Origin of the sequence: Anaerocolumna xylanovorans DSM 12503 (assembly GCF_900143645.1) — a bacterium.
Taxonomy (GTDB): Bacteria; Bacillota; Clostridia; order Lachnospirales; family Lachnospiraceae; genus Anaerocolumna; species Anaerocolumna xylanovorans.
The window spans coordinates 1-17,230 of record NZ_FRFD01000018.1; the positions used below are offsets into that span (position 1 = coordinate 1).

The window sequence follows — 17,230 nt, forward strand, 5'->3', positions numbered from 1 at the left end:
TTAGATGTTGAATTTTTTAAACATTCTGCTCCCTTTTGAACGCTGTATTCACTAATATTTCCATTCGCATCAGATAAATAGATATCTTCTAAAAAATACATCTCCTCATAGAAGAATTCTCTATCAAATGATAAAGTCACCGTTGTCTTTCCTGAATATAACGGATTTATTCCTTCATCTGGTGATGCCAAATACTGTAAAGACCTTATCTTTCCACTTTCTTGCCCTTTAAAAAAGATAATTATATTGTTTACGCCTACTCCGTCCTCTTTCAAATCAAAAGTGATTTTCATTCCTTTCTCCGTGTCAATATTATCTGCATTTGAGATTGTTAATCCATTCAGAATTGGCGCTGTTTTATCATATCCTGTATCCGCCTGTACTATAACAGAACTGCTAAAAATTTGTACAATGAAAAGTATTGCGATCAATAACATTCCTAATGATTTTTTAAGTATTCTATATGATCTCATAAAATTCTCCTATAAAGTTTATAATTTACTTTCTTAGACACAAACATTTCACACTCTTGAAATGAATGGTCCCTACAATTATAAAACAAACAACTACTTTAAAAAAGAGGATTATTAATCCAATAATTGTTTTCACATTAATATTGCTTTAATTAATCGCGTTGCTTCATCATAAACGCATAATAAAGCCCATAGAATGTAGACTATTTCAATCTGAGTTTCTTAAAGCTGAAGTACTTTAATAGACCTAATAACAGGCTCAAAAAATTTATTTAGACAAATTAAAATCTATGCACTTCTAACTGGAAATAAATGCATTCCAGTCTTTCCGTTTTGAATCTTGTTATGTAGTTTGTTTATGTTTCTCGCCATTGCAAGAAGTACACTTTCTGCCAGAACATTTGATATGCTTTGCTCAGATATCGTCTGAATTGCATATCCTGTTTTGTCAAATCAATCAGTAAATGGTCAAATTATATCAGAAAATGCGCCTACTAAAATTCAACCAAACGGTTATTTATGTATGAGTTTCCCAATACAAAAAGCGGAAGCAGCCGTCCATTTTGGACTGCATTACTTCCGCTTTCTGTTACGTGCCTTTACTCTGACTGTCCCAATCCGGTACAACCTGGTTCATTGCTGTGAACTATTCCGATCTACTGCAACAGTTCCAAGGCAGTTTCCAATGGAATGACGCTGGTTAGCCGTGCTTCTCCTATCTTGAATTTCAAAGATTGTCCGGCTTCGGAAATAGCTGTGGTATTTTCGGACAAAATAGCTGCATTCAGCTCCGGAATATAATTATACACCTTGCCTTGTGCATCAAGCATGTATCGACTGCATTCCGCCAGCAGCTGTCCATTGATCTGCAGCGTGGCAAAATCCGGCAGGGGCATCAGCTTTTTTGTTTCTTTCTTCTCCGGCTCTCGGTCGATATAATCCCAGAGGCTCATATCCTCAAAGGAATTCTGCCAGAGCCGTCCATAGAATTGCCGTTCAATGTACTCGAAGGCTTCACTGGGGGTCTGCACCATCTGACTGATTCTGGCTATGTTATGCTCCACCGCTTCCAGGTCAATGGATTCATGTTTGTGATGTTCATTATAATAGCCGGCGCTGATATTGACTGCCGCAATTCCCAGCCGGGGAGCAATCACAGAGATATCGCTGAAGGAGCCTATGGCCTCCTCAAAGCCAAAGCTGCAGACAAAATCCACGAACTCAGGGTTGGCGCAGTTATAAAATACTGCGTCATTGGAACCACGCCGATCCATTTCCACAATATAGTTCACGTTTGGCCGGATTTTGCTGTTTGCAAAGTCCCTGGCACCGTGGCCGCCGATTTCCTCATCTTCGCAGAAAAGGACATGGCAGGAATGATTTTGAATAATCTGCAGGATCATGTATACTCCGGCCCGATCATCGCCGCCAATGCCTTCCGGCGACATCATGACATTTCCATCACGGGAATAGCAAATGGTTTTTACAAATTTCTTATGTACCGTATCCAGGTGCGCCACCAACAGAACCGGTACTTCTCCCTGGGCATATACAAAACCATTGGGCGCTTTGATATCCCGATAGCCAAGCCTTTTCAGTTCTTCCGCAAGCTCCCGTTTGAGTGATTTCTGCGACATCCTAAGGATACGTTCCAAATTGTTTGCAAGCGGTCTTTCTGTCACGTTGGACAGTATTTGTTTTTTAATATGCTTCATTCTTCTACCTCCTATTAAGCTGCAATGGTTGTTCTTTGACAGTATCTGCCGCCACTGATTACCGAGCATACGGTGCGTACACCGCATACCTGGCACGGGGCAAGCTGTGCTTCATGGCAAACCGGGCATATCTGAACGGGATTACCATGACGGTTAAATGCCGGAAAGATTTCGCCATGAATCATCTGACCGCAGACCGCACAGATATGCAGGCAGGATCTGCAGTGATAAGCGCCAGCCAGATATCTGGCGTTAGTCGCCGGAACGGTTTCTCCACAATCCTGGCAGACGACCAGATTGACACAATCACACTTGATTCTTCCATTCCTTGTGAGTGACTGACCGCAGCACACGCAGAGGGCGGGGCTGCCAATGACAATTTTTCCGGTATCCTCTGCATCTTTCAGCACGGATAATATTCCATATCCATACTCATAATCCCGGTACTGCTTGCTTTCCGCCGCCGTTTCCAAATATTCATTGACCTGTTCCTGGTTCTTTTGTACGCTCCAAAGGTTCGGCACTCCCAGGCAATCAGCCACTGCTTTCTGCACAAGCCCCCGGTACAGTTCCCGCTGTTCGTCATTGTCAGTCGGATAGAGACGGGACTGGAGCAGCACCTTGTCCGAATAGCAGAAAATCTCTCTGGCAAGCCGCGGAGCCTTATGGAAATCAGACCGCACATTTTCATCCACCGCCATGAAAATCATACTGGTACTGTCCGTCATATAGGACAGGCATCCGGCCTGATAGCTGCCGGCTTCCAGGCAGTGACAGGAAGTCCAGTCGTTATCCCGGTTGGACATCTCCAGAAAATCACAGGGATGAATGGACAGCACTCCGGTCTTTTGGATCTGAATCGGGTTAAGGGAATCGGCAAGACGGGCAAAAACAGAATTGTACCGTGGATGACGTTCAACCCCAAATTGCTGGCACAGCTTATTGATAATGCGGCTGGCCTTTTGCCCGACTGCACACTTGATACCGCCCTGTTCCTGAATTACTTGAATATATGCCTCAGAGGGAAATTTACTGTATTCGGCGGTTGCTGCCTGCAGGGCAGCTTCAAAAGCACTCCGCTGCTCCGGCGTCATATCCACTTCGTTTACCAGCTCCTTCAGGAAAAATTTGCTCTCGTCGACCACATCATGGTCTATCTCTCTTCCTTCGGAAAGATCAAAAACAATTGCCAGCTCCTGTTCATTCCAGTTCGGGTGGTTCCGCAGCAATGCGAGCAACCCTCTCTTGTTCTCCCACCAGGCATCCAGATTGGCTTTTACGCCCTGTTCTGAAAAGTTTTTTTCATACTTGTACATGACATCATAAAAAGCCTGTGTCAAAGTATCCATCATTCTTCCATCCTTTCCTCTTATTAAATGAGGGAGAGAGCCAGTGCCCTCTCCCATTGACTAACATCACAGCGGACAGTATTTATTTGCCCGCCATTGCATCATTTTTCATATCTTTCTTTCAATGAACTCAAAAATTCTTCAGTTTGTGGAACTTTTATACCAAAGTGTTCCTGCAAATATTCTTTTAAGAGCCACAGGTTTCTTTTGAGTTGAGGTGTATATGCTTCCTTGGTATCATACGGAAGCCACAGATAGGCAAATACCGCCCGAAGGATCTGTTCCCGATCTTCTCTATGCCCCAACTTATCAGGATGAATGGCTGGTAGCAGACACATAAGCCCGTCCGTCCACACACGTCCTGCCTGTTCACTTTCCTCGGTCGCAATATCGCCAATCCACTCACGCACTGCGACTGGTTTTGGCTCGTGTGAGCAGGAGGAGCCGTTGAGATAATATTTTGATTCGCCCGATACTTGATAAATACGTGCCAATGGATATACACGGCAGACCACTGGTTTAGCGTTATGCACGAAGCACCGTTTATTTCTTAGAAAAGGGCAGGCATTATCTGGAGGTACCGGGGCAAGCCAGACAATCGGAAAATGAGAGTCCTGTCCTTCGTACACTTTGCAATAGCGACTTATAATTTCCTCCGGGGTTCGACCCAGATAACCGGCAATCCGAAAGACATCAAAGGGCGTAAGTACGATATCCCTGCGGTTTTTGCAGCACTTGCCGCAAGCCTTGCAGGTAAAAGGAAAGGTATCGTCAAGTCCCAATGTCTGCAATTTGCTAATTTCTTCGAAAGACATCTCATGGATTTGTTTACTCAAATATTAAACCTCCTTTGGAACCGGATACGCCCATACAGTGTACCCGGCCTGTTTTCATCAGCGGTTATGCCGCCGTTTTCATATTCAGTGCTTTCTTTTTTGTCCAATGTGCGAGAAATTCCTCTACTTCCGGAGTAGGAGCTATATGACCTTTTCCCTGTACTTGAATGATTTTGTCTCCCTGTACCTCCACGGTAAAGAAGGGTTTTTTCAAGGCTCCTTCCTTGCGGATGAAAAGAATGGCACAGCGGTTTTCAACCACGTCTGTAACATAGCCACCTACACAGTGGTGGAGCGTTTGTCCCTCTACAACGATTTCCTGTGCCGATTTCGGGGGAAGAACCACAAGTCCGCCTTTCCTGAATTGATACAGTTTTGATAACCGCTTGTAAATACCCGCAATCTGCTCGTCATACTGTGCTACCTTTTTCCGGTCTAACAGTTTGCTGGCCTGGTCATGGGCTTCAGGTAAATTTATGGGAAACGAAATAAAGCTGTTTTTCAGGTCATACTCCAGCTTCTCGCAAGCCTTCAAGTAATCCTTGTACTCTGTTAAAACGCTGTCTATACCTTGATAGCGCGAGCCGCCATAGCGTCCCTTCCTGTCCCTCAGTGCCTCGTACCGTTCCTCAAGATATCGGATCAGTTTATGGGGCGTTGTGTACCGCAAAGGAAGGACCAAATCATTCATGGTTTGGATATTGTGCTCTTTGACCCACATAAAAAATGCAGTATCCGGCTGTAACCCCTCTGCCCGCAGAATCTGCAAAAGTTGTAATTCCCGTATTCCTACATTGACCTGCTGCAAAAATGGAATGTCTGTTTTTTCAACACCAAGAACCTCTTTGAGTGTGTTTCCTTTCATATGAAGCACTTCGGAATGCCCATAATAGTTTCTACTGCCGTAGACAGCGTGTGCTGCAAGCCAATAAAGCCGGAGCTTTACCAGATATTCCAGCATGGGTGCTTCCAGATAAGTGCGCAGATACGGCACCGTATCCAGTTCCTTGCGGTCAGACAGATAAAACTCTTTGAGCTGGCAGTATTGCCACGGAGTACCTGCAAGTGCCTGCTCCAGATTTCTGTGATACAAATGTCCGCAGGTTTCAGCATTAAAGTTCTCTTGGTACTGATACATAACCGGAACATAACCTTCTTTCCACGGAGTGATATCTCCACGTTCATAGGAAGAATGATAAGGAGCAGCAGTAAATTTCCCCTGTTCATCCCGGCTGACAATGATTCGCATGTTTTCGTAAATTCTGGTGTCCGGAATATCCTGCTTGTGGTAGGTGCAGTAAATCTTTATAATACGTATCAGGATCTCTTCCGGCCCAACCTGCTGCAGAATCTGTGCGGTCGCCTTGTCGTGAATATAACCACGGCGTCCCCTGGATTTGAACATGACTTCTTTTTTACATCTGGGGCAGCTTCCCTTCTGGTTATGCTTTGCGCCGGTAACCTCAACCTCATGCCTGCAAAAAGTACAATAGCCCTTCATAGGGCCTTTTCCTTTGTGGTAGTTATAAAAGAGATAGGCAGGTAAAACCTCACGGTGAACCCAGCCTTTCAGATCCCTTGGAAGAGCAGGTACAACAGCCATCCGACGGATGATTTTCCGCTGCTTTTGATGACGGCGTTCAAGCTCTTTCTGTGCCTTGATCCGCTGCTGCAGATGGTTCAGAGCCAGAAATCCGGTGGATGCGTCCGGGTCACAATACAGTGTGACCCGCTGCTCATCCTTTGGTGTATAAAACGCACATTTCTTTTCAAAATAATAATCTCGTTCCAAATTTTCAAGCATAGAGGTTTGCCATTTAACCGTACCGTCCCCTCGTTTTGCAAGAGTAATATAATCCTTCCGGCTCTGGAATACCGTCCAACACGGGAGGAAATTTCCTGTCACTGCCTGCTCCCTTGCATAAACATATAGAAGCAGCATACGCTGTCCGTCGATATTTTTTACGGCTGTCCGAATGATATATTTGACCTGCTCTGCATGGAGCAATCCGTTGTTTGGACTCATCCGCAGGCCAAGATTGGAATATTTCCGGTACTCTTTTTTCTTTACACTCATCCGGCCAGCACCTCCATGATAGGAAGCTGTTCAATAAAACTCATCTGTCCGCTTACAACGTCTTCTTCCTTGTGTGGCTCTGCTTTTTTTACAGGCTTTTTTTCCGGAGCCTTTTTGTTTTTACTGGACTTCGTAGAGGAAGCTCCGCCGTAATAGGGCTTTGGAACAAAATCCTCTTCCTTGTCCTTATCCTCTTTCGCATCCATATCCAGAAAATACTCTTCCGCCCACTGATAGCAGAGATCATCGGGAATGTCACTTCCATAGCCCTCAGCAGAGGATTTGACTTCGTTATCCTCCATTTCCTGCTTCACAAATTCAAAGGCACGGCGGTTGATGTATTTGAAACAGTTGATCATATTTTTGCGCGGGTGCATGACCTGCCTTGCAAAATCCACATCCTCCAGACATCTTGTCTGAATGTATTCTGTCACGCACATTTTCATATTTCGGCGCGTGATACGTTCCACGTCGGTACCCACTCGTTTTAGGGAGGCCGTCAAGAGTTCATCATCACTCATGGCAACTGCGTTTTCCCATGCAATCTGTTCGGCTTCCAGCTTTGCCTGCCGTTTTGCCTCCCATTCGGCTTTACGCTGCGCTTCCTTCTCTTCATGCTCTTTTTTCTTTTGATACAGGGACGACCCGCTTTTTTCTTCCAGGTTAGCGAGAACCTCGGCTGCGGCATCGGCCTCCGCCTGCTGTTCCTCCTCATCCTCGAATGCTTCTTTCTCCTGTGCTTCCTCCTCCGGTATGTGTTCCAATGAAAACGGGTTAATTTCCTCCTGCTCGTTTTCCTCTTCCATTGCAATTTCCGAAAATACGCCCATTATTTTATTCTCCTTTCACAAAAAGCACGGTGCGAAAACTTACGCACCGTGCCATTCCTAAACATGTTCTGTTGTGTAAACAAGGGTGCCGTTTTAAACATCCGTAAAACACCCATTCTTCCGGTTTCTGCAATTTCCCCGATTCCTACTGCCTTTTCATAGGCAGCGCCAGCACCGGCGAAAATTTCACTTCGGCAAATCCTGCTAAATCACGATAAAAATAATGCCGTCCCCGTCCGTCATACAGCTCAATGACATCGGAAGGGGATACACTACGCCCGTGATAATCAACAGGAACATCTTCACTGTAGCGGCAATAAAGGAGCTCCAGTATATCCGTATCACTCCGTTCTATGCCACAGAAAAGTGTTCCGTCATACACCAGCCGGTACTGCGCTGCCGGCGGCTGTTCATAGCCCGCTTTATGCAGGGCTTCCAGTCCTGCGAATGCAAAGGGCTTCGGCTGAATGTCATTGCCAAACTCCAACTGGTAAATACGAAATTTCTGCTGTTTTCTCTGTGACAGAAGCAGTTTTTCCAGTGCAGTGTCGTTTTCACGCACATAAACCTCGTATTCCTGCTCCGTCAGGCCTAAATAATCGACCAGGCTATGCCCATCCTCCGGCGTGGTATGCCATGCTTTCACATCGTCATCAATGGCTTCGATTCCACATTCTCCGGAAAGAAAACTTTGTTTGAAATTCATTCTTTTATCCTCCTTTTTTCGTTCAGATTTCTTTTTGAGTGCAAGCTGCCAATCATCTATCCCTTTATAATTGGGGTTCCAGGTCAGCCGTTTCGATTCCATTTTGTACCTGTGCGCCATCAGATAAATCTTTGATGTGCCCTTAACCACATGCTCATTCCGGAATTTGTCCATATCCTCCGCTTCTACAATGAGCTGTGTGCCATTATGGGCCAGTAATGCAAACAAGGGATCAAGCTGGCCCGTATTATTGGCTCCGGCTGTGGCCGCAAAGGAACGGTTCATCAGGCAATGAGCAACATCGGCCTTTAAAAAACCTTCGGTTATATAAACGGTACTGGCAAGGGGATCGCCGATAAAATGAACCGGGCTGCCAGAGGTTACCCCCATGTTCTTGTTGGAAGAAGAGAGCCAGAGGTATTTCGTTCCTTCTTTCTCCGGATCGTCATCCTTGTCTTTAATCGGTACATCCAAACGAATTTGTGCTCCGCGGATCAGCCCATCGATTCCTTTGACCGGTATCAAAATACCTGCTGTCCTCTTGTGAAACTTGACTGTCCATTTTCCGTCTTCATTCAGATAAAAGCCTGGTACACCCTGTACCGTGCATCCCTGTTTCAATAGCCGTTCCGTATAGGAAAGGCAAAGATAGGGGGGAGGGGTGCTTTTATAGCTAAGGCTGTCAATCTGCTCATCGGTAAGACCCCGTTCCCGGAGTTTTTCCCGATGGGCAGCTGACAGTGTCAACATTTCAAGCAGCAGGGACAGAGTTTGATGGATTTCATCGATTCCAGCAAGCTCTGACTGCGGCAAAGCATCCTGCTCAGATTTTACGGCAGACGTTTTCGTCTCATAGTCCGGTGTACGGTTTCCGGTCTGCAATGTGTCGCAGATTTCCCGGTAAGCATCTGAATTGCTGATGCCATACACCCTGGCATAGAGGGCGACCATACCGCCGGATTCTCCGCAGTAATTACAGCGCCAGACATTTTTTACATGATTGAGGTTCATCTTCCCACGTTTATCCCCGCAAAAGGGGCAGTCGGCATAGACGCTGTTCGGCTGTCTACGCCGGATATTCAGCCGCAGGAGGGATGCGACGTCCATGATCCCGAATGGGAAATCCTGCGAGCCTCCCATCATAAGCGGCACCCCCTTCCTTTCCATACGGACAGTTTAGAATACAATCAGCTTGCCAGTTTCGCCTGTTCTCGCTCAAGCAGAAGTCTGGCTCCGGCGCGCAGAATATTGTTATCCCCCGTATAACCATTTAGATACCATTTCAGGCTCGCCGCACGCCGCTGTGCAACCTGCTCCAGCGTCCAGCCATTGCAGGTTCCAACGTCCACAATGATCGCACTGGCCTCTTTCAATGTCATTAGTCTGCAGATGTCTTCTACCGCCATGTCAGAAGTATAAGGCAGAAAATCCTGACCGCTTTCCACAGTAGACTCCACAGCGGAATCCTCCGGCACCGATGCATGTATCTGCACGGTTTCCACTATGGATTCTGGCTGGACTGGTGCTGTTGACTGAACCAATGTTGTCGGCTGCATGGTTGCTTCTGCTGCCCTTGCTTCCTGTAAAATCTCTGTCTGCTCCGTTACCGGACTATCTTCCTGTACAGTGGTGCTCTCCATTGCTGATTCGGCAGGCTGTTTTTGGATTTGTACCACTGGCTCCTGTACCACGGCTGGTGTTACCGGCTTGACAGGCTCTGTCGGGACAATTACAGGAGAAGGATCTTCCTGTATGGAATTTACCTGTACCGGAAGTTGTGCCGCTGTGACTTCCGGAACCTTTGATGTAGCAGAAAGGGGGATGCCATCGTCCAGCAGCTCGGCATCTGAACCAAGGGTTACATCACAGAATTGTAATCCGAAACCTGCATCAATCAGCGCCTGGTCAACCGCTGCATACTGCGCGGCTTCGATATACAGGGAGCCAGGAGTGTCCTTGGCGTTTCTTTGAGCGATAAAGCTGGCCGCCGGCTCTTTGTCATTTTTGTCAAAGAAGATCTTCGCCTCAATGATGGCAAGCTGCTCCGTGATTTTCAGCGCCGTCATTTTGATCCGCCCCTTAGGGCAAGCCAGACGGAACCAGAGCTTTTTGTACTTTAAATCAAGATAAAGAACTTCCTGTCCGGTTCGTTCGGATACTGCCCGGCGCAAAAATTTCTTTGGGTCAAAGCCCTGGATTTTGTTGAGTGCCGTCACAGCAGGAAGGCCCTCATAAATAGTGTTTTTTGTGTTTACCGTCATTTGAATTTGCTCCTTTCCATAATAAACATGGGATACCTCGGCACTTTTCCGCACAAGGCTCCCACATCTTCAAAATTATTGTGCCTTTCCTCTCAACCGGTGCTTTTCAGCCTTTCCGGGAGGGCAATGGCGTTTTTTGTTTCCTGTTTTGCTGCGGACGGCTGAAAATACTGAATAATCCGCTGTCCCAGCAGGGTGTTGCGTTTGGCAATCTTGTTTGTGTGGATCGCAATAAACAACGATTTTTTCTGACCTACCAAACGTACCCTCCGCTTCGCCCTAGTAACTGCGGTATACAATATGTTGCGGTGAAGCAGAATGGTGTGGGCGGAAAGCACCGGAATAATCACGGTGTCAAATTCGGAACCCATCGCTTTGTGAATTGTCATTGCATAGGCAAGCTCCAATTCCAGCGCCGTAATGGGTCTGTACTCAACCATACGCCCGTCCATATCCACCAGCATTTCCTCCGCATAAGTGTCAATTTTCACTACAGTGCCAATATCGCCGTTAAAAGCGCCGCATCCCTTGCTGCCATCCTTCGCAGTCCATATGAGGTCATAGTTGTTTTTGTTCTGCATAACTCTGTCTCCCAGACGAAAGGTACGTGCGCCTACGGTAAACTCTGCCGCGCCCGGTACCGTTGGATTGATCAGCTCCCGGACGGCTTCATTCAGCTTTTCTGCAGAGGCATCTCCTTCAGAACGGAATGGCGACAGAATCTGTACATTCTCAGCACCGCTTTGCGCCACTTCATTCATATATGCTCGCAAAATGATCTCTGCGGCTTCTTTTTGGTTCTGGCAATCAGTCAGCCTGAAATCGTCGCCATAGTAAAGCTGGGTCTTATTTTCATTGATAAACTTAGCGTTATATGCAATCAGACTATCCTTCGACTGGCGGAAAATCTCATCCAGCACGGTTACCGGTATCATCTCGCAGGAAATGAGCTCCCGGAAGACATTCCCCGCACCGACACTGGGAAGCTGATCCACATCCCCCACCAGTATGACTTTGGTTCCTGGCTTCATTCGTGAAAATAGTTTGGAAGCCAGCCACATATCAGCCATAGTAAACTCATCCGCAATAATCAGGTCTGCCTCAAGCGGCTTTTGGTTTTCCCTGAAGGATTCCATTTCATCACCAGATATCAAGCCCAGCGCACTGTGCAGTGTTTTTGCGTCAGGATATCCTGTGCTTTCCGCCATCCGTCGGCTTGCTCTTCCTGTGGGAGCCGCAAGGAGTATTTTCCCATCCTTTTCAAGCTTCCCAAAAACTTTGAGTATCGTTTTTAATACCGTTGTCTTACCAGTACCCGGCGGACCTGTGATGATGGAAAGGTTATAGCGAAATGCCATTTTTACCGCATCCATCTGTTTTTTAGACAAGGTTACGCCAAGCTCTTCTACGGCCTGCGCCAACACCACGGATATATCTATGAGCGGTGCCGGTTCCGTGAGAATTTCGGCCACACGGCGGGCAACCAGATCCTCTGCTGCAAAATACCACGGCAGATAGACAGCGCCATCGCTGGACACCAACTCTCCACGCAGAACAGTTTCGTAAAGCTCATCACTGACCTCCCTCATCTGCAAACGAAGGTGGGGAAGAGGCAGTTTTTCATTGAGGAGCCTTAGTGCCTCCTTACATAAGTCATCCGTTTCCAAATACAGATGCCCGTTTTGTCCGCTGTTTTCGTCTAAAATATAGAACAGCGCACCCCGGATACGAAGCGCATCATTGGGCTGGCATCCGGTCTTCAAAGCAATTGCATCCACCCGTTTAAAACCAAAACCGGGTATACTGCATAGCTTAAAAGGCTGTTTGCGTATAATTTCCAGGCAACCACTGCCAAACTCCTGCTGGATTTTGAGTGCCGTTCTGGGTGTGATTCCGTATGGTGCAAGAAAGGTCATAAGATCCCGAAGCCCCCGGCTCTCCGCATAAGACTCCTTGATATCTTCCAGGCGTCCTTCCGTAATGCCCTTGATTTCCAGCAGCCGCTCCGGTTCTTTTTCCAGAATATCCAGCGCGCCTACTCCGAACCTCGCCACGATTACCTCCGCCAGCTTTTCTCCGATGCCTTTAATTAAGCCACAACAAAGATATGCTTTCACACCGTCGGTAGTTTTTGGAATGACCTCCTGCCACTCCTGCACCGCCAACTGGCAGCCGTGCTTTTTATCCTCGCACCATTCACCGGTCAGGATAAATTCAATCGCATCCGTCTGCGGAAGCCCGTAGCCTGTGGCAGTGAAGCGGATCAGACGGTCTTTAAAGGTATAGTTCCGCCTGGCCTGTACCGGCACATCTGCATCCTTAGTCTTGAACTGGAAGATACAGTAGCCGTTTTCAGTGCTCTTAAAAATTGCCTTTTCATAGGTTGCTATACAATTCATTTCTAATTTGATCCTCCTTTGACACTTCCTGCCCGGACAGGGCAGGGTATCTTCTGGTGTTCTGCCCTCTAGGCCGCTTCCTCTTTTACCTGGCTTATGCTGAACCTCCGGCTCTCATTGGCCGTGACGTATTCTTTATAAATGTCAGGGTTCTGCGCCCGAAGCCGAGCCAGATTATTCTTGCTGATACCTGGCTTTAAGACAGGGTTATAGGCTACATAATAGGAACCTTTGCCGAAGGAGCAGGTTGCAGTGCAGCTGGCACCCATCTCTGCAATGATGAAGCCTTTAATCCGTTCCATCTCGTTTTTAAGCTGGGTAGCTTGTGTGTCAAGTACCCTTTTCTCTTCCTGCAGCTCCAGATAACGGGCAATGGCTCCGGAAAAACCGGTTTCCAGATGTACCTCCGGAGCGGATCGGTCAGCATAGCCAAAATGTCTGCGTACACTCCGGACAATAAGTTCTCCGTCCTCGGTATAGGGAGGAGGGACTTCAGCCAAAACATGATTTACCCAGAAATCTTCTTCCAGGGCAATTAATTCGGATTCATATTCCAGATCGCGCTCCATGTGGCGGATGATTACCTCATCCTCGTTGTTTCCGTAGAGACAGCAGTAAAATATCTGGTCTATGTCCATTACGCACATGTAATGCCGCCCCTGTAAAACGTAGTTAAGTGGGACAATTTCCTCCTTTCCATCCCACCACTTTTCCCTGGCATTGTAGTTGGTAGTTTTTATTTCCAGGATGGCAGTTGTACCATCCGGAAGTTCCACAAAATAATCGAGATCCGCCAGCATAAAGGTGTGAACCGGATGCTGGAACATCTTTTTGATCTGATATATCCGGTAGCCTGTTTTCTTTGCGAAAATACGGGCGACAAGATCCTCCAGAAGATGACCGACCTCAAGCTGAACCCAGTTGCTGTCATCCTCAATAGCGGATACAATGCCGCGCTTGTCGTAATACAAATCTCGCGCCGTGGTAAATGGAGATACCCCAAGTACCGCTGCCGCATCGCTGCCGCCGATTCCCTGTCGGCGGTAATTCAGCCATTCTTCCCGTGTCAGTTCCGCAGTTTCTGCTATTACCAGCGGAGAGCAGGGACTTCGTGCCACTGGCATACGCTACGCCTCCTTTCTTCGATGCCGGGGGATCACAATAGGAATCTCAGGTTCCTCTCCGCTTTTGATGTCAATACCTCTGCTTTGCTTTAAAATCCAATTTTTTGTATTGGACTTCTGGCGTGAGCGGCCTCCCGGCTTCCACATTCTCTGTTTTTTCATTCTGATACCGCCTTCCTATTTGATTTATCCTGAAAACCTGATGGCTTTTAGGCAATAAAAAAGCGAGAACAACACACGGACCGAATACTCGGTTTTTGTTCACAGAACTATGTGAACCGTGGTCATTCTCGCAAAAATAAGGGTAATTCCCTGAATACAATTGAATCAGCAAACTGATTCAATTGTCATGAATAAAAAAATGCCAGTAAGAACCGGCCTGGCTGGGCGCGGTTATCCTACTGACATTTCACTACAAACTTAACAGCGTGTGCATGCATACCTTACGGTCTGCGAATCACGAAGATTATGCACAAAAATCAATTACAGGAAAAGCATAGCACTATATATTGTATTTGTCAACTTATTACTATCTGTATATTGTTATATATAACTTTATATGGCGATAAAATATCAAATGTGTGTCCTTTGATATTTTAGAATTTTACCTTTCAAAAAATAGTTTTACTGGAAGGGGTTACTATCCCCTTGATATTATTTGCTTAACTGAATATAATAACAGTATCCGAATCTATGTTCGGTATTTTGAATAAGAAATTGACAAGCAGATAATTTTTGAAGGGAGGATACCAGAGAATAAAAATGAAGACCAGAACCTATCTCTCAATCGACCTCAAATCGTTCTATGCTTCCGTCGAGTGTATTGAACGAAAACTTGATCCGCTGACTACGAACCTTGTTGTAGCGGATGCAAGTCGTACCGAAAAAACCATCTGTCTCGCTGTCTCTCCCTCACTCAAAGCATACGGTATTCCCGGTAGGGCGAGGCTGTTTGAAGTCGTACAAAAAGTCAAGGAGGCAAATGCGGCCCGGCTGCAAAAAGCACCAGGAAGATCCTTTTCCGGCAGTTCCTATAACGATACGGAATTGAAATCCTCACCAAGTCTCTCGCTGGACTACATTGCAGCTCCACCGAGGATGGCATATTATATAGAGTACAGCACGCAGATTTATAATATTTACCTAAAGTATGTCGCACCCGAAGATATTCATGTCTACTCTATTGACGAGGTCTTCATTGATGCCACCGATTATTTGAACACATACAAGTTTTCCGCCCGTGAGCTTGCCACAAAGATGATTCTCGATGTGCTCAAAACAACCGGCATTACAGCAACGGCGGGAATAGGTACAAACCTGTACCTTAGCAAGGTTGCCATGGATATTATGGCAAAACACATACCGGCTGATCATAACGGTATGCGGATCGCCGAGCTGGACGAAATGAGCTACCGTCGCTCCCTGTGGTCACATCAGCCACTAACAGACTTTTGGCGAATTGGCAGAGGATATGCAAAGAAGCTGGAGGAACATGGACTTTTTACGATGGGAGATATTGCAAGATGCTCTATTGGTAAACCTACTGATTACCACAACGAGGATTTCCTGTACAAGCTATTCGGCATAAACGCCGAGTTGCTGATTGACCATGCGTGGGGATGGGAGCCATGCACGATTGCCGATATCAAATCATATAAGCCAAGCACAAACAGTATTGGATCGGGGCAGGTACTGCATTGTGCCTATACGTTTGACAAAGCGAAGTTGATTGTGCGGGAAATGACGGATTTGCTGGCACTTGATTTGGTGGATAAAGGGCTTGTGACCGACCAGGTTGTTTTAGCAGTCGGCTATGATATTGAAAATCTGACAAACCCGGATATAAAGAAATCATACCATGGGGAAATCACTACCGACCACTACGGACGTGCCGTTCCAAAATCCGCGCACGGTTCCATAAATCTTGGCAGACAGACCTCCTCCACAAAGTTAATCATGGATGCCGTTACAGAATTGTATGAGCGCATCGTTGATAAAAGTCTCTTAATCAGAAGAGTCAACATTACGGCGAATCATGTTGTTTCCGAGACAACTGTTCAAAAGACTGATAGCTTTGAACAGCTTGATCTCTTTACGGATTATGAGGCTTTGCAGGCTAAAAAGGAGGAGGAAGAATTTGAACTTGCGCGGGAAAAAAAGATGCAGCAGGCAATGCTGGAGATAAAAAAGAAACATGGCAAGAACGCCATTCTCAAGGGTATGAATTTGGAAGAAGGAGCTACCACATTAGACCGGAATAAACAAATTGGAGGGCACAAGGCATGACGTGGACATATGACGACATTATCAATCTACCGCACCATGTCTCTGCGACACGTCCTCATATGTCAGCGATTGACCGTGCAGCCCAGTTTTCCCCTTTCGCCGCATTGACCGGTTATGATACCGCCATCAAGGAAACCGCAAGACTGACTGATGAAAGAGTAAAATTGGACGAATATATGAAGGACGTTTTGAACGATAGGCTGCAAATCATAGCAGATCAGATGAAAGAACATCCTGAAATTTCAATCACTTATTTTGAGCCGGATGAGAAGAAGAATGGCGGCGCCTATGTTACTGCTATCAGTACGGTCAAAAAGATAGACGAATATGAACGTGTTGTCATTATGACCGATGGCGCGATAATCCCCATTGATGAAATAATTAGCATAGATGGTCAGATATTTGAGACAATGTGTGATGGATGAATAACGATAAATCAGAATTTTTATATACAGTGAGGGGAAGAAACTATCCTAAAATACGAAAGAGTTATTTCAGTAATCAAGTGATTATTGAAATAACTCTTTTATTTTTTCGACTATGCTATTGGAAATATTGTGAAAGCTCACCAATACTCCGCGCTAAACCCTCTTCGGATAAAATATGCTCTTTAGTACGGTCATGATAACAGTAAATTCTTCTGGAATCATCGCCATAGCAAGTGTAATGCCGGAAAGAATACTTTCAATCAAGCGGGCTCCAAGTGCGTAGTTTTGTAAGTATAGCCTTATTTTGATATCATCTGTTCAAGTATTTCAACCGCATCACTGACATATTTCGGACACTTGGTTTTGAAAACGCCTGACTGCCTTGCAAGATCAAGCTGTAATTCATCGCTTAGATTATAATTGATAAGCTCTGTACAATTAACTGAACCATTACGTTCTTTGAATCTTGCAATAAAATCCTGCGTGATTTTATAATTCTGGACTTTAATATCTCCATTTTCGGGACTTTCCGGCCCGAATTTCAGGCCGATGGTAAGCATAGCTCCTGTCACAGCACCGCACACTTCTCCCGTATGACTTATCCCGCCGCCGAACGGACAGGCTATTTTTAGACCAACCTTGTTATCCAATCCCAGTTCTTCGCAAAATGATGTAAATACCGCCTGTGCGCAGTTACAGCCATTGCCAAAACACTCAACCGCTTTTTCAGATTTGTTCATTCTCAC

14 protein-coding genes are annotated in these 17,230 nt (G+C 46.1%); 2 read left to right on the forward strand and 12 right to left on the reverse strand.

The window, feature by feature from the left end:
- From BUF11_RS22855 to BUF11_RS24540, 11 genes are all read right to left on the reverse strand, one after another.
- Window positions 1–473 (reverse strand): hypothetical protein (locus BUF11_RS22855; RefSeq protein ID WP_139243491.1); only part of this gene is annotated, 473 nt, incomplete at its 3' end.
- Between the two features lie 656 nt (window positions 474–1,129).
- Window positions 1,130–2,188 (reverse strand): M28 family peptidase, encoded by a 1,059-nt coding sequence (locus BUF11_RS22860; RefSeq protein WP_073591192.1) that lies wholly within the window; start codon window positions 2,186–2,188, stop codon window positions 1,130–1,132.
- A 14-nt stretch (window positions 2,189–2,202) separates the two neighbouring features.
- On the reverse strand, window positions 2,203–3,540 hold the full coding sequence (locus tag BUF11_RS22865) for a hypothetical protein (RefSeq protein ID WP_073591193.1): 1,338 nt from the start codon (window positions 3,538–3,540) through the stop codon (window positions 2,203–2,205).
- Window positions 3,541–3,638: 98 nt separating this feature from the next.
- Window positions 3,639–4,373, reverse strand: a complete 735-nt coding sequence (locus BUF11_RS22870; RefSeq protein ID WP_139243492.1) for a YkgJ family cysteine cluster protein — start codon at window positions 4,371–4,373, stop codon at window positions 3,639–3,641.
- Between the two features lie 64 nt (window positions 4,374–4,437).
- Complete coding sequence (locus BUF11_RS22875) at window positions 4,438–6,450, reverse strand: PcfJ domain-containing protein (RefSeq protein WP_073591195.1); 2,013 nt, start codon at window positions 6,448–6,450, stop codon at window positions 4,438–4,440.
- Complete coding sequence (locus tag BUF11_RS22880) at window positions 6,447–7,280, reverse strand: PcfK-like family protein (protein WP_073591196.1); 834 nt, start codon at window positions 7,278–7,280, stop codon at window positions 6,447–6,449. The genes BUF11_RS22875 and BUF11_RS22880 overlap by 4 nt, the downstream gene beginning before the upstream one ends.
- Window positions 7,281–7,425: 145 nt before the next feature.
- Window positions 7,426–9,129, reverse strand: a complete 1,704-nt coding sequence (locus BUF11_RS22885; RefSeq protein ID WP_073591197.1) for a YodL domain-containing protein — start codon at window positions 9,127–9,129, stop codon at window positions 7,426–7,428.
- A 44-nt stretch (window positions 9,130–9,173) separates the two neighbouring features.
- Window positions 9,174–10,247, reverse strand: a complete 1,074-nt coding sequence (locus BUF11_RS22890) for a hypothetical protein (RefSeq protein WP_073591198.1) — start codon at window positions 10,245–10,247, stop codon at window positions 9,174–9,176.
- A gap of 92 nt (window positions 10,248–10,339) precedes the next feature.
- Window positions 10,340–12,646 carry an SF1B family DNA helicase RecD2 gene (gene recD2 / locus BUF11_RS22895; RefSeq protein ID WP_073591199.1) on the reverse strand — a complete coding sequence of 769 codons (2,307 nt, stop codon included), beginning with the start codon at window positions 12,644–12,646 and terminating at the stop codon, window positions 10,340–10,342.
- Window positions 12,647–12,714: 68 nt separating this feature from the next.
- The gene (locus BUF11_RS22900; protein ID WP_073591200.1) at window positions 12,715–13,770 is read right to left on the reverse strand and encodes a YqaJ viral recombinase family nuclease; all 1,056 of its coding nucleotides are present in this window, start codon (window positions 13,768–13,770) and stop codon (window positions 12,715–12,717) included.
- 3 nt (window positions 13,771–13,773) lie between these two features.
- A complete protein-coding gene (locus BUF11_RS24540; protein ID WP_175562132.1) occupies window positions 13,774–13,932 on the reverse strand; it encodes a hypothetical protein in 159 nt (52 codons plus the stop codon).
- Window positions 13,933–14,532: 600 nt separating this feature from the next.
- Between BUF11_RS24540 and BUF11_RS22905 the strand changes: the two genes are divergently transcribed.
- Window positions 14,533–16,056 carry a Y-family DNA polymerase gene (locus BUF11_RS22905; RefSeq protein WP_073591201.1) on the forward strand — a complete coding sequence of 508 codons (1,524 nt, stop codon included), beginning with the start codon at window positions 14,533–14,535 and terminating at the stop codon, window positions 16,054–16,056.
- Complete coding sequence (locus BUF11_RS22910; protein ID WP_073591202.1) at window positions 16,053–16,481, forward strand: hypothetical protein; 429 nt, start codon at window positions 16,053–16,055, stop codon at window positions 16,479–16,481. Before BUF11_RS22905 ends, BUF11_RS22910 begins: the two co-directional genes overlap by 4 nt.
- Before the next feature lie 302 nt (window positions 16,482–16,783).
- Here BUF11_RS22910 and BUF11_RS22915 read toward each other — a convergent pair whose 3' ends face one another.
- A complete protein-coding gene (locus BUF11_RS22915; protein ID WP_073591203.1) occupies window positions 16,784–17,224 on the reverse strand; it encodes a C-GCAxxG-C-C family protein in 441 nt (146 codons plus the stop codon).
- Between the last annotated feature and the right edge of the window lie 6 nt (window positions 17,225–17,230).

Bases quoted from the DNA above. Each gene is read 5' to 3' on its own strand.
- BUF11_RS22885 (WP_073591197.1), bottom strand. From the start codon at position 9,129: ATGATGGGAGGCTCGCAGGATTTCCCATTCGGGATCATGGACGTCGCA.
- BUF11_RS22915 (WP_073591203.1), bottom strand. From the start codon at position 17,224: ATGAACAAATCTGAAAAAGCGGTTGAGTGTTTTGGCAATGGCTGTAAC.
- BUF11_RS22865 (WP_073591193.1), bottom strand. From the start codon at position 3,540: ATGATGGATACTTTGACACAGGCTTTTTATGATGTCATGTACAAGTAT.
- BUF11_RS22910 (WP_073591202.1), top strand. From the start codon at position 16,053: ATGACGTGGACATATGACGACATTATCAATCTACCGCACCATGTCTCT.
- BUF11_RS22900 (WP_073591200.1), bottom strand. From the start codon at position 13,770: ATGCCAGTGGCACGAAGTCCCTGCTCTCCGCTGGTAATAGCAGAAACT.
- BUF11_RS22905 (WP_073591201.1), top strand. From the start codon at position 14,533: ATGAAGACCAGAACCTATCTCTCAATCGACCTCAAATCGTTCTATGCT.
- recD2 (WP_073591199.1), bottom strand. From the start codon at position 12,646: ATGAATTGTATAGCAACCTATGAAAAGGCAATTTTTAAGAGCACTGAA.
- BUF11_RS24540 (WP_175562132.1), bottom strand. From the start codon at position 13,932: ATGAAAAAACAGAGAATGTGGAAGCCGGGAGGCCGCTCACGCCAGAAG.
- BUF11_RS22875 (WP_073591195.1), bottom strand. From the start codon at position 6,450: ATGAGTGTAAAGAAAAAAGAGTACCGGAAATATTCCAATCTTGGCCTG.
- BUF11_RS22880 (WP_073591196.1), bottom strand. From the start codon at position 7,280: ATGGGCGTATTTTCGGAAATTGCAATGGAAGAGGAAAACGAGCAGGAG.
- BUF11_RS22860 (WP_073591192.1), bottom strand. From the start codon at position 2,188: ATGAAGCATATTAAAAAACAAATACTGTCCAACGTGACAGAAAGACCG.
- BUF11_RS22890 (WP_073591198.1), bottom strand. From the start codon at position 10,247: ATGACGGTAAACACAAAAAACACTATTTATGAGGGCCTTCCTGCTGTG.